Raw genomic sequence first — 14,004 nt, 5'->3', positions numbered from 1 at the left:
TTTAAAATCCAACATTAAGTGTAAATAAAAATGTCCTTGCAGCTGGGTATGTCATACCTGCAGCACCATCCACATTGCTTCCGCTATCTGCAGATATTGATTCAGGATCAAGTCCGTAATAGTCAGTGCGCAAGAATAAGTTATTACCAGTAACTGAAATATTCGCATTACGAATAGTCTTTGCGGGTAACCATTTTGATGGTAATGAGTATGAAATACTTGCTGAGCGCAAACGTATCCATGATGCATCCTGAACAAAAGGCTCAGAGAGCACTCTGTGGTAAAGTCTGTAATAACCTTCACCGTAATTAACGCCATCCGGACCTGTACCTTGGTTTAACCAAACTGATTTAGTATTATCTGTTCCATCAGCTAGCTTACCAGGGAAAGTGTAAAATGATCTACGATTAGCTGTATAATCTGCAATACCGAACGCAGAATTAAAGTTATCTAATCTGTTAAATTTCTCAAAGCCCCAACGTGCATCGATTAGTGTGGAAAGGGTCAATCTCTTATAAGTAAAGTTATTTGAAAGTCCACCTACCCAGTCAGGCATTGTATTACCTAATAATTTTTGCTTTGTTGTTGAATTAAGAGGGAATCCATTGGCACCAATCAACATCGGCAACGACTTGTCTGTACGCATTGGATCTTCAACACTATTGCCATAGTAACGCAAATAGTATGAGCCATAGATATTACCGTAAGGCTGTCCAGGTATAATTTTAAATGTTACAGGTGAATTGCCATAACCGCCAGTACCAGGACCATAAACAATTTCACTAAGTCCGTCGTTAAGGCTAATTACCTTATTTCTATTTGCGGAGAAGTTAAGCGTTGCATCCCATGTAAAATTCTTGGTTTTGATTGGTGAACCTCCTAAAACGAGCTCAATACCTTTATTTCTGATTGTTCCTGCATTTATTGAAGCGGTTACAAATCCAGTTGTCGAAGAAACTTGCGCCCTTGTAATCTGGTCCTTACTGAGTGAGTAATAATAGGTTAAGTCAAAATTTAATCGATTTTTAAGAAATGACATTTCAAGTCCTGCTTCATAGGTATCCGTAAATTCTGGTCTTAAGTTTGGATTTCCTAGGTTAGACGATATGGTTAAACCTGTAACTCCAGTTGGTAAACCTGTATAATTTGAGAAACCACTTGAAGTAGAGTAAGGTGAGGCATCTTTACCAATTTGAGCATAAGATAATCTCAATTTACTTTGACCAATAAAGGCTGGTAGTTTAAGATTGTCTGAGAAAACATAACTTAAACTTGCAGAAGGGTAAAAGAATGATCTATTGGCTGCAGAAAGTGTAGATGTTACATCATTACGTCCAGTAACTGTTAGGAATAAATAATTTTTATAATCGAAAGTAGCCTCACCGAAGAAACCATTAGAACGATATTGATTAATTCCTTGTGAAACAGCTAGTGTTTTAGCATTAACTAATCTAAAGTCATTGTAAATACTTAAAACGCTACCTAAAACTCCATGGTCTTTAGTGCTTCTATCGTAAACTTCATAACCTAAACGAAGAGTACCATTGATGTTTTTTGTGATTTGCTTTGTAGCTGTTGCCAATAATGTAGAGTTTATTGCTCTGTAAGAAGTTAGATATTCACCAACAAAACCATCAGCATTGTCATAAACTCTTTCTCCTGATATTCCTCTTGGGCCTGGTGCAGTACGTTTACGGTTATCCGTATAAGTGTCAACACCCACACGATAATTGAAATTTAACCAGCTTGTAGGTGAATAACCGATATTTGCACCAGCTATATAACGATTAACATTATCTCTTAACCTATTTGTTGCAGCTCCAAAAATTGGATTGTTGGTTCCTCTCCACTTTTGTGTTCCATCCTCATTGATATAATCTCTTACATCCCAGCGACCAGAATAATATGTCAAGCTTTCTCCATAACGATCTGCGTCAAAACGATAACCTCCAGAATTATTGAAACCCATATTTACTCCTGCAGTAATTTTAGGACTAATTTTAATGTCCGTATTTAATCTTGCAGATAAGTTTTGGTAATCAGTAAATGGTAGCATTCCATCATGATTGAACTGAGATACTGATGAAAAGAATTTAATAGCTTCTGAGCCACCAGTTACTGAAACTGTATTTCTTAATTGACTGCCTGTATCAAATGCATTTTTGTAATTCTCGAAAAGTTGATCTGGATGAGTTGGGTCAATTGCTTTTGCTTCAGCGATTGTTGGACCCCAAGCAGGACCTAGTCCGATTGGTGTGTAAACCCCAAGAATACCAGCAGTATATTCAGTTTGTACAGCTGGGGTTTTGTTTACATTTTCAAATCCATAGGTGCTTGTAAAATTGGTTCTTACACCTGTACCTTTGCCTTTTTTGGTAGTGATAATTACAACACCATTTGAACCTCTTAATCCGTATAAAGCCGTTGCAGCACCGCCTTTTAAAATGTTGATAGTTTCAATATCATCAGGGTTAATATCGGATGCTCTGTTTCCCACTGAACGAACATTGGCTCCTGCTCCAGATCCTTGAGTTGAGGTTGAGTTATCAATTTGAATTCCATCAATTACATACAAAGGATCGTTTGAGGCAGATGCATCTATGGAGTTAATACCCCTGATTCTGATATTTGCACCTTGACCTGGTCCGCCACCCACACTCGATATAGTTGCACCTGCAACTTTACCTTGTAGTGCATTCAAAATATTAGGTTGTCTATTAATGTTCAAATCCTCAGATTTTACACCTTGAGCGGCATATCCTAATGATTTTTGCTGACGTGAAATACCTAAACCAGTAGTTACAACAACTTCTTCGAGCTGTCTACTGTCATTATTCATTTTTACATCAATAGTACTCTGCGCTCCAACACGAATTTCTTGTACAGAAAAACCGATGAAAGCAAAAACTAGAGTCGCATCATTGTTTGGTACCTGAATGCGCTAATTTCCATTTGGGTCAGTTGTGGCCCCGGTACTCGTACCTTTTACCCTAATGCTTACTCCAGGAAGGGTGCTTCCATCTTCAGCAGCGGTAACAGTGCCTTTTATTTCTCTAACCTGTGCGCTTACACTAAGAGTTAGAAATAATAAAATTGGCAGAAAAAAAAGTCTGGTTTTTTTCATAAAAATAATTTTTGATAAATAATAGTGGAAATTAGAAAAAAAATAGATAAAAAAGAAAATTTATTACAATTCCACCTCATAGATACAAGAATTATTATTCGAGATAACTATATGAATTACAATGGAATAAAATTTAAATCATTGAAAAAATAGGGTAGGAACGTGCTTGCTATTTAATATACTCACGATCTTCATCGCTTAACCTACTGCTTTCTTTATTGCCATTAGGATTAGTAAACTCATCTTCATTATCCTCCAAATCTTCATGCCTATTCGGTTTTTTACGTGGCCTGCCAGCAAGATATCCTACAATTGATCCAAGTCCGAACATAAACCCTAAAACGGCTAATTTTGGAATCTTAGCATTTCCGAAAATCCAAAATTGAATTTCATCGGTATTATTCATTAATATGACAGTTACTAACACAGAAACGATAATAATAAAAATTGTTTTAAATGACATGTGATCTATTTTGTAAACTCGAATATCGGATTTTGCCCGTATAATTTGCTAATAATTAAAATTTTTGCTATATTGTAAGTTCTAATTTATTTTGTACCAAATTACCACTAATTAATATTGTAGGTAAATCCCAACTCAAAAATTGGTTTTTTTCTACTTGCCTCATTTGAAAAGATTAATTTTCCTGCAAGCTCAAAATCTGGAAGATAAAAACGCATTAAGTTCATGTCAGCACTCAATTCAATTCCGTAACTACGTGCTTGAAATTTTGAACCCTTGCCGATATTTTCAAAATCTGTAAAAAGTCCTCCTTTAACTCTCTTGATGTAGGCTATCGGACCAATTTCAGCATCTGGGTAAAATAATGGTAGCTTGTAATCCAATAAAAGTGTATTTCTCAATTTAGTGCTCGTATTTAAATTATTATAGCCGCTAATTCGTGGAATTTCGACATTGAAAGCATATGCTCCATCGCTACTTTGATAATTAAAGCTAGTTTGAAAGGAGTGGTTTGGTAAAATCCCCGGACTATAAAACATACTTCTAAAAGCAAATAGGTTTCCACTCAGCTGCGATTCAAATGGTAAATGAAAATAAGATAGAATTAGGTTTTGTCCCCATTTGGGTGCAATATCTCTTGAACTTCGCTGCGTGTTGCTCCTGAAATATGCCGTATATTTTATTGGAAACCTAAGTTTATCGATGAAATTTCCTGGTTTATTCTGTATTTCATATCGTGAAGTATAACTGGTTGAACTTAAAATACCTAAATTATAGGTTTTATTCAGCCTATTGAAAGTGAAAGGTATATTCATTTCCATCTCAACAAAGTTTTCACGCCAATTGATTGGAATTATATTATTGTTTTGCCTAAAACTAGCTAATTGAGCACGGTTAAGGTATTTCAAATTGATTATGGGATAAAAGCGTTTATAGCTAATCTCCGCCAAATACTCATTTCTTCTTAAGCTTGAATTATATTGATAGCCTGTGTAAAAATCAAAGGTGTTTAGTTTGTTATTCGATTTTAATTTAAAACCAATTTTCTGGGCATTATTGCTATCGCCTTCTTCAAAAATGGGTGAGAGGCTATGGAAATAAAAGAGATTACTAGTTTCTTTAAATTTTTGACTTTCATATTTTAATTGAGGAATGCTGTCTAACAAAGATGAGTTGGATTCTTGTAAGATTATTGGAGCAGAGTAATCGATGAAGGTGTTCTTAGTCGCAAAATCGATTTTATGATTAATTTCAAAAGGAATCGATGTGATATCGTAGCCTAATGCTTCATAATTAATGAAAAGTATGCTATTGCTTTCGGGATGATAGGAGGGACTAGAAGAGCCAAATTTTGCATGGCTCAATGCTGTGATTTTGTTTGTGCTCGGTTCCAGACTGTAAATATTGTTTATCCCATTGTAGTGGGCTCGAAAAATTATAGTGCTGTTGGCGTAAATTGGTCTGCTAATTTGTTGTTTGTTGAATGGTAACAAATATTTGCGACTTCCTTTGTTTAAATCAAATTCTAAAAGCGAGGATCCTTCTTTGCTGCTTACGCTGCAGACAATTCTATTACCATCTTTGCTGTAGGAGGGCATTTGAAGCGCCTGGTTGTTATTTAGCAGGTGTTCCTTGATAATTTCACCCGACTCGGAATTTAATTCGACCAGAAGGCTCTTATTGTCTTCTTTGATTATTACGGCTACCACTTTATTTCCATCCGCCGAAAGTGCGGGAGAAAAGAGTCTGCTTCTATGTGTGATTTGTTTATACGATCCGCTTTTTAAGTCGAGGATATTTATCACATTATATGACCGTTTAAAAAATCTTTTGTCGAATCTGATTTCATCCCAAACAATTTTACCTGCCGCATAATTAAAATTTGGTTCAGTTTGAAAACCGATTCTTTTGATTGTTTTTTCATTACCCTTTTCATCTATTAAAATTATGCTCGGGGTTTCTGTAAGATTTTGCTTTAATGCAATAATTTCTTTGTCGGATATCCGGACTGGAAAGAGGTAGTCGCTAGGCAATGAATCTTTTCTTTTGTTTAAAATTGGGTAGGACTGAGCGTTAATTTGAATGGCTTGTTTCTTCCATAAATTTTCAATTTCACGTATTGTTGAATCATGGAGTGTTTTGCTATTCATTCCTGTAAATTTTTTGATTGAATTGCTGAGGTTAAAAGGGCGTAAAGGATTCCTCGAAATTCGTGTTAAAATGCTGTCTATAATTCCTTCGCCATAATCTCTTCGAAGTTTGCTAGTCATGAAATAGCCCATTTGATAATAGCCAGCTGTTCTGTCTTTGAAGGATCCAAAATAGTTTTTAGAGTAGGTATATTTTTTTGAGCTTAGTGTATTTGTCTTTAAAAATAATTCCCATTCTGGAAGTCGCCCGCGGCCTGCATGGCTAAGTGCAGTTTCAATACCAACTGCATCTCCTTCATAGAACCAGGGTGGGAGGGAGATGCCAAAAATTGCGAGAGCTAATTCTTCAAAAAATGGAGCTTTAAGATTTGGGTTAAGCTTATCAAATTGTACCACATGGCGGAGCTCGTGAACAGCCAAGCTATTAAGCCAATCTTGGAAGTCGATGTTTTGAGGTGAGGTAGTAAAAAACTCAGATCGGCGTGGCGCAAGCTGAACGAAGCCGTTGGAAATAACCGATTGGTTTTGCAAAATTATTGAGATTTTTCTTGGCTTAGTATTTAAAGATTTACTAACAGCACTCACAACATGCTCCAAAGTATTTGCCATTCTTTGTGCTTCTGTTTCGAGCTCAGTAGGGTAGATGATTTGAAAATTGGCGCTATTGATTTGTAACCATTTTATACTTGGAGGGTTCTGTTCTGCACTAAATATTTGTGAAAAAACCTCTGTTGAATTTATGCTTGATATAATTATACATAAAGTACTGATAAATAGATATTTAAGTTTATATAATTTCATGATTAAATTAATTTGCTAAATATTTTAGTCCGCTGCCGTATTTTAACGATATTTTATGTTGATTAAAATTTTAATTAAAATCTATAAGTTGCTGATTTTTAATTAATTATATTTAATTTTTTTGGTATTTGATTTATATAAAAAATGATTTTTTATTAAAAAAAAGAGGCTTTTTTGAGAAAATTTGATTGTTGAAATATAGCAAAATTATAAAGACATTATTTCAATTTAATCGAATGATATTTTTTAATATACGAGAATTTAGGTGCAGACTGTTAAGAATGTCTTGGGGTTAAAGCTTCGCTCCTATTTTATAAATTTTGATTAAATCTTTTTGAAATATTCAGATTGAATTTGAAATGCAATTATTAATAATCTTTCGAATTCTGAATTTCAATTTTTCTTTTCTAAAGGTTTTTTCAAAAAAACGACTTTGTATTTTTTAATGTTTACAATATGTAACTAACTGTAAAGTCTTTTGTTTTTTCTCTGATATGAATGATGAAAAATGAAGTCTAAAATGGGGCTATAATTATTAAAAATGGGATGATAAATTAGAAGTTTCTTCGACTCATTTTTATATACATGATACGGATTTGATTTGAATTTATTTTTCAAATTATTGCATTATTCCTAATTCTATTAAAGGGGATACTTAGTGTATTTTTTTGATTATTTTATTTTCCAGATTTTCTTAAAATCTTTCTAGTATTTATATTTTTTATATAAGGAAATAAAAAGATGGTACCTAAAATTAAGAGAGCGCCAACATAAAAACCTACTGTCATTTGCTCCTTTTTTCCGAAGAAAAGAAACGCTAAAATGATGCCATAAATGGGCTCAAGATTGGTAATTAGTGCCACCTTAAAAGCTGATAATTCTTTCATAACTGCAACGCCAGAAACGTATGCAACGGAGGTACATACCGTTCCCAAGACAAATAAAAATGCAAAATCTGTCGGGTTGAGGCTCACAGGAGCCTTCAGTCCCTCTGTAATTAATAAATAGATAGAAACCCACACCCAGGCTCCAATGAGCTCATAGAAGCTTATAATGGCTGCTGGGCGATTTTGTATTTGTTTCGAATTTATAATGGAGAAAATACTGGCAAAAAAAGCACTTAATAAACCGCAAATTATTCCGAATGTGTACTTAGATTCAAACTTAAAAATCATATAAATTCCGAAAATTATTAATAATCCGGTTAAGATTTCAAGCTTTGAAATCTTTTGTTTTTTTAAGATTGGTTCTAATATTGCCGTGAATAATGTTAGGGAAGATAAGCTCACTAATGCCACCGAAACGGTTGAAGACTTGATCGATTGAAAGAATAAAATCCAATGTAAAGCAACGATTGCACCGGTAAAAAAAAGCTTTAAAAAGGTTTCTTTTGAAACCTTAATAGGGGTCTTTTTATAAAGAAAATAAGCATATAAACTTACAAAAGCTATCAATACCCTATACCAAACAAGGTAGGTAGCATCGATTGAAATCACAGCTCCAAGGATACCTGTAAATCCCCAAATAAAGACTGTAATATGTAATATAATGAGGTTCCGACTAATCGGGGTTTTTGAAGATGGCATATTGGATTATTTTGGAGCTTTTATTAATAAATATGCGCCTAGCATCCCAAAAATAACATTGGGAATAAATACTGCAAGTAGTGGAGGCAATCCCCCTTTTAATGCAAACATAGTTGCAAATTGAATAAATATGATGTAGGCAAAACTTAAAAATATGCCAATTCCAAGTGGGAGACCGATACCTCCACGCACTTTTCTAGAGGATAAAGATACTCCCATGAGCGTTAAAATATAGGCTGAAAATGGATAAACAAAGCGCTTATATTTTTCTAATTGAAGGTCTACCATCACACCAGTACCTCTAATTTCTTCCTTCTTGATGCGGTCGTTTAATTCACGCATATTCATCGCCTGATAAATATTATCATAGATTTCAAAGTCTTTAGGACGCATATCGAGGGTAGTATCCTTGACAATTCCAGAGCTCATACTTTCCCTTAAGCCATCTATTTTTCTAATCGAATAATTCTCAATTTTCCACTTTGATTTAAGCGAATCCCATGTGATTTTATCTGCTATTAGCTTTTCTTTTAAGTTATCACCTGAGAATTTTTCTAGGATGAATTTGTAGCCTATTTTTTGGTTATTATCAAAATTTTCGATGTAAACATAGCTATCCTTATCGATTTGCATATGTGTAAACATCTTTGAATTATCTGATTTAGGATTTATAAAGGTGTTTTCAAAATCAATTTTTAATTGATTAGTTTCAGGAATAATGAAAATGTTAAAAATTAATGTGACTAAAAATATAACCGTTGAAGATATTATATAGGGGCGAAGGAATCGCTTAAAACTAACCCCACTACTTAAAATGGGTACAATTTCTGTCTGGTCGGCCATTTTAGCCGTAAAAAATATAACAGCAATAAAATTTATAAGTGGAGAAAGAAAGTTTAAATAAAAAGGAATAAAACCGGCATAATAGCTGAATATTATTTCAGAAATCGGAGCCTGGTGGCGTATAAAATCATCAAGTTTCTCAGAAACATCAAAAATGACAATAATCACAGTAAAAATAGCTAGAGTAAATGTAAATGTACCTAGGTATTTTTTGATGATGTACCAGTCAATTATTTTGATCATATCTTATAAACGTTGTGCTAATTTAACGACCATTTCATTTTTCCATTTCGTAAATTCTCCAGCAATTATCTTTGCCCTTGCTTCATTTACAAGCCATAAATAAAAGTTTAGGTTATGTAAAGTAGCAATTTGAGCTCCTAAAATTTCTTTTGAATGAGTTAAATGTCTAAGATAAGACTTAGTATAATTTCTATCAGCAAAAAGGTCGCTATCTTCCTCAATTGGAGAGAAATCATTCTTCCAGCGCTCATTTTTAATGTTTATGATTCCGTTTTTAGTAAAAAGCATACCATTTCTAGCATTTCTAGTTGGCATCACGCAATCGAACATATCTATACCAAGCGCTATATTTTCTAATAAATTGATTGGAGTGCCTACACCCATTAAGTATCTAGGTTTTTCTTTGGGAAGGATATCGCAAACAATTTCGGTCATTTCATACATATCCTCTGCCGGTTCGCCCACAGATAAACCACCAATGGCATTACCTTCACGTTCAAATGAAGCAATTACTTCTGCCGATTGTTTTCTAAGATCTTTATAAACAGAACCTTGTACAATAGGGAATAACGTTTGATCAAATCCATAAATAGGCTCAGTATTGTCAAATCGTTCGCAACAGCGTTTCAGCCAGCGATGCGTCATATCCATTGATCTTCTAGCATAACCATATTCACATGGATACGGTGTACATTCATCAAAGGCCATGATGATATCCGCACCTATGATACGTTGAGTATCCATTACCGATTCAGGTGTAAATAAATGCTTGGATCCATCAATATGAGATCTAAATGTTACGCCTTCTTCTTTTATTTTTCGCACACCCGACAAAGAATAGACCTGATAGCCACCACTGTCTGTAAGGAGTGGTTTATCCCATCCATTAAATTTATGTAGCCCCCCTGCTAATTGTAAGGTTTCTAGTCCCGGGCGCAAATACAAATGATACGTATTTCCAAGTATAATTTGGGCTTTAATATCGTTTGCAAGTTCATGCTGATGTACCGCTTTTACCGAACCTGCGGTCCCAACCGGCATGAAAATAGGGGTTTGTATCACTCCGTGAGCAGTTGTTATTTCACCTGCACGTGCCTTCGAATTTTTATCTTCTGCCTCTAGTTTAAATTTCATTGATCATTTATAATGCAGGCAAAAATAGCAAAATATAAACTGCTCCCGTGCTAAGCTTAAATTTAGAGGAATAAATTTCTTTTATTTTATAATTAATGCCAATAGTTCAACGAAAAATCAGAAATTTACAAGATTTAAATTATGATTTAAGGCGTGAATTATCTGTATATCTCTATTGTTGTTACTTTACATATCTGTTTATTACTTCAACTTTATTACGTTTTAGTAGTTTATCGAAAACTTGCTGTTTTTAAGGCTCCTGACTTAAATTTACAGACTAATTTGCCACTCTCTGTGATTATTTGTGCAAAAAATGAAGTCCAAAATCTTAAGAAAAACCTAGTATCCATTCTGGGACAAAATTATCCAAATTTTGAAGTAATTGTTGTGAACGACTGCTCAAATGATGGTACTGAATGGTTTTTGCGCGACTTATCTTTGGAATATAAAAATCTTAAAACGGTAACAATTAATGATCATCCGCGATTTAAGCATGGTAAGAAATTTGCTCTTACTTTAGGAATCAAAGCCGCCAAAAATGAAAATCTTATTTTAACTGATGCCGATTGTTATCCTTCATCAGAAAATTGGTTAAGCCTTATGCAGCGTAACTTTAGCGATCAAACGGATATTGTACTCGGATATTCACCTTATGAAATTAAAGGAGGATTGTTAAATAAATTTATACGATTTGAGACCTTTTTTACCGCATTAAGTTACCTTTCTTATGCTTTAAAAGGAATTCCATACATGGGTGTTGGTCGAAATATGGCCTATAAAAAATCGCTTTTTTTTAAAGGAAAAGGCTTTGCTTCTCACATGCATATTTTATCTGGTGATGATGATCTATTTGTTAATCAGAATGCAAATAGTCAAAATACTAAAATTGAGATACATCCTGAATCGTATGTATGGTCTGAACCCAAAAAGTCTCTTTCTGCCTATTTTTCACAAAAAATTAGGCATCAGGGTGCTGGAAAGGCATATAAAAATCAACATAAGAGAATGTTAAGCTTTCAAGTGCTGTCTGGAATATTATTTTATGCAGCATTAATTGCGCTCATAGTTGTAAAAGGTCCTTGGTGGGTTATTGCTTCTATATTTTTTATCCGATTAATTTGCCAAATTTTTGTTTATATTCCTGTATTAAAGAAATTAAAATACATTGACCTTATTTGGTTCTTACCTGTTTTTGATTTCATTTACTACATTTATATCATGCTGTTAAGCTTAATATCCATATTTAGGAAGAAAGTTGAATGGAAGTAAATCCTAATTTCTCGGCAAATGCCAGAAACGATTTTAATCTTGTTTCCAAAGCAAAGGAAGGAGATCAAAAGGCCTATGCAGAAATTATGCAGAGGTACAAGGATTCTATTTATTTTATGGCCCTAAAAATGGTCAATAATAAAGATGATGCAATGGATCTTACAGTTGAGACTTTTGCAAAAGCATTTGAAAATTTAGAAAAATATAAGCCTGAATATGCTTTCAGTACTTGGTTGTTTAGAATTGCAACTAATAATAGTATTGATTTTATTCGAAAAAAAAGACTTAATGTAGTTTCCCTTGATATTTTAACTGAAGAACAAGGGGAGGATAAATATTTACAAGTTCGAGCTGAAGGATTGAATCCAGAGGAGACATCCATTAGAAAGCAGGAAAGTGAGAAATTAAAGAATATGGTTGAACAACTGCCTTTACGATACCGTACTTTGATTGTTCTGAGGTATTATGAAGAGCTTTCCTATGATGAGATAGCGCAGCAAATGGATATTCCAATTGGAACAGTTAAGGCTCAACTTTTTCGCGCCAGAGATTTAATGGCCAATATTTTAAATCGTAATAAGAAAAATTTAAGAAGTGACTTCTGATATAATTAAGCAGTATTTTCCTGACCTAAGTCAGACCCAAAAAGATCAATTTGATGCTCTTGATGAGCTCTATCGTTTTTGGAATGCCCGAATTAATCTCGTTTCAAGAAAAGATATTGATATGCTCTATTTGCATCATATTCTTCATTCTCTGGCTATTGCGAAGGTTATTTCTTTTCTTCCTGGTGAAAAAGTATTAGATGTTGGCACCGGTGGTGGCTTCCCAGGTATCCCTTTGGCTATCATGTTTCCTGATACCGATTTTCATTTAGTTGATTCTATTGGAAAGAAAATAAAAGTAGTGCAAGAGGTTTCACTTGCATTAGGCTTAAAAAATGTTAGGGCAACTCATGCTCGGGCAGAGCAAATAGACGGAAAGTTTAATTTTATTGTTTCTAGAGCGGTAACGCGATTATCTGATTTTTACCCTTGGATAAAAGGAAAATTTGAGAAAAAATCGTTGAATAAGCTTCAAAATGGTATATTGTATCTTAAGGGAGGGGATCTTCAACAAGAAATTGAAGAGTCTGGATTAAAAGTTGAATTAATTCCACTGCCAAACTATTTTAAAGAAGAATATTTCGACACGAAATACGTGGTTTATATTCCTCAGTAATATTTTATTGAATGCACGGCACCCCAAATGCTGTTAAATATTGGATTTTTTTTAATTTTTAACATTTATTGGGATGTCATTATTTCATCAAATTGCCCTTTCTTGCCTTCCAGGTATAGGTTCAGTACTCGCCCGTAATCTACTAAGTTATTTTGGGAATGAGGAAGAAGTATTTAAAGCTAAAAGTAAACACCTTGGCAAAGTACCTGGTATTGGTCCCAAAACCAAGGAACTAATCTTAAATCATGAAGTGTTTAGATTCGCTGAGGATGAGCTAAAATTTATTGAAAAATATAAAATAAAGCCTTATTTTCTTACGGATGAGGATTATCCCAAGCGACTTAAAAACTGTGCTGATGCACCTGTAATGCTTTATTTTAAGGGAAATGCTGATTTAAATAGTACTAAAATAATCAGTATTGTTGGGACTCGTAATGCAACAGAGTACGGTAAAGAGATTTGCAAAAACTTGATACTTGATTTAAAGCCACATAATCCATTGATAGTTAGTGGTTTAGCCTATGGAATAGATTTCGCTTCTCATAAAGAGGCTCATAAATTAGCAATTCCATCTATTGGTGTGCTTGCGCATGGCCTTGATCGTATTTATCCTGCTCAGCATAGAAGTATGGCTGAAAAAATGCTTGATTGTGGCGGTTTATTGACTGAGTTCATGTCGGGTACAATTCCAGATCGTGAAAATTTTCCAAAGCGGAATCGAATTATAGCGGGTTTATGTGATGTTACCATTGTTGTTGAAGCAAGCATAAAAGGTGGCGCTTTGATAACTGCAGAGCTTGCTAATTCTTATAATAGAGATGTTTTTGCTTTTCCCGGTAGGATTAATGATGAATTTAGCCTCGGATGTAATCATTTAATTAAAACAAATCGCGCCAATTTAATTACTAAAGCTGCTGATATTGAGTATATTATGGGATGGACTACCGAAATTGATACTAGCACAAAAACTCAATTGAGTTTACCAATTAATTTGTCGGATGATGAAGAAATTATTGCTAGGATACTTTCTAGCAAAGGTAGCCTGGCTATTGATGAATTGTCCTTTTTAACGGGTTTTCAACAAAGTAAATTGGTTCATACCGTTTTAGGTATGGAAATGCAGGGAGTTTTAATTTCCTTGCCTGGGAAGGTCTATAAGCTTGTTTGAAA

11 protein-coding genes are annotated in these 14,004 nt (G+C 34.0%); 4 read left to right on the top strand and 7 right to left on the bottom strand.

The genetic code is table 11. The annotated features are described in order from the left end of the window. Position 1: 1 nt before the first annotated feature. The 7 genes from QZ136_RS06940 to tgt form a co-directional block, all read right to left on the bottom strand. Positions 2-2,938, bottom strand: a complete 2,937-nt coding sequence (locus QZ136_RS06940) for a SusC/RagA family TonB-linked outer membrane protein (protein WP_291401945.1) — start codon at positions 2,936-2,938, stop codon at positions 2-4. A gap of 3 nt (positions 2,939-2,941) precedes the next feature. Continuing rightward, positions 2,942-3,124 carry a carboxypeptidase-like regulatory domain-containing protein gene (locus tag QZ136_RS06935; protein ID WP_291401809.1) on the bottom strand — a complete coding sequence of 61 codons (183 nt, stop codon included), beginning with the start codon at positions 3,122-3,124 and terminating at the stop codon, positions 2,942-2,944. A gap of 169 nt (positions 3,125-3,293) precedes the next feature. Then, positions 3,294-3,587, bottom strand: a complete 294-nt coding sequence (locus tag QZ136_RS06930; RefSeq protein ID WP_291401808.1) for a hypothetical protein — start codon at positions 3,585-3,587, stop codon at positions 3,294-3,296. Between the two features lie 107 nt (positions 3,588-3,694). Continuing rightward, entirely contained in the window at positions 3,695-6,538 is a 2,844-nt protein-coding gene (locus QZ136_RS06925) for a hypothetical protein (protein WP_291401806.1), read from the bottom strand. Between the two features lie 677 nt (positions 6,539-7,215). Beyond that, positions 7,216-8,124, bottom strand: a complete 909-nt coding sequence (locus QZ136_RS06920) for a DMT family transporter (protein WP_291401804.1) — start codon at positions 8,122-8,124, stop codon at positions 7,216-7,218. 6 nt (positions 8,125-8,130) lie between these two features. After that, on the bottom strand, positions 8,131-9,207 hold the full coding sequence (locus QZ136_RS06915) for an LptF/LptG family permease (RefSeq protein ID WP_291401942.1): 1,077 nt from the start codon (positions 9,205-9,207) through the stop codon (positions 8,131-8,133). Between the two features lie 6 nt (positions 9,208-9,213). Further along, positions 9,214-10,344, bottom strand: coding sequence for a tRNA guanosine(34) transglycosylase Tgt (gene tgt, locus QZ136_RS06910; protein ID WP_291401801.1), 1,131 nt, complete (start codon positions 10,342-10,344; stop codon positions 9,214-9,216). Between the two features lie 153 nt (positions 10,345-10,497). On the opposite strand from tgt, the gene QZ136_RS06905 reads away from it, so the two are divergent. From QZ136_RS06905 to dprA, 4 genes are all read left to right on the top strand, one after another. Beyond that, the gene (locus tag QZ136_RS06905; RefSeq protein ID WP_291401799.1) at positions 10,498-11,613 is read left to right on the top strand and encodes a glycosyltransferase; all 1,116 of its coding nucleotides are present in this window, start codon (positions 10,498-10,500) and stop codon (positions 11,611-11,613) included. Then, the gene (locus tag QZ136_RS06900; RefSeq protein ID WP_291401797.1) at positions 11,604-12,218 is read left to right on the top strand and encodes a sigma-70 family RNA polymerase sigma factor; all 615 of its coding nucleotides are present in this window, start codon (positions 11,604-11,606) and stop codon (positions 12,216-12,218) included. Before QZ136_RS06905 ends, QZ136_RS06900 begins: the two co-directional genes overlap by 10 nt. Beyond that, complete coding sequence (gene rsmG, locus QZ136_RS06895) at positions 12,208-12,834, top strand: 16S rRNA (guanine(527)-N(7))-methyltransferase RsmG (RefSeq protein WP_291401794.1); 627 nt, start codon at positions 12,208-12,210, stop codon at positions 12,832-12,834. The genes QZ136_RS06900 and rsmG overlap by 11 nt, the downstream gene beginning before the upstream one ends. Positions 12,835-12,907: 73 nt before the next feature. Next, positions 12,908-14,002, top strand: a complete 1,095-nt coding sequence (dprA, locus tag QZ136_RS06890) for a DNA-processing protein DprA (RefSeq protein WP_291401792.1) — start codon at positions 12,908-12,910, stop codon at positions 14,000-14,002. The last annotated feature ends 2 nt before the right edge of the window (positions 14,003-14,004 follow it).

Source organism: Daejeonella sp. (genome assembly GCF_017495225.1).
GTDB lineage: Bacteria > Bacteroidota > Bacteroidia > Sphingobacteriales > Sphingobacteriaceae > Daejeonella.
This window is presented reverse-complemented; position numbering and strand designations above follow the sequence as displayed.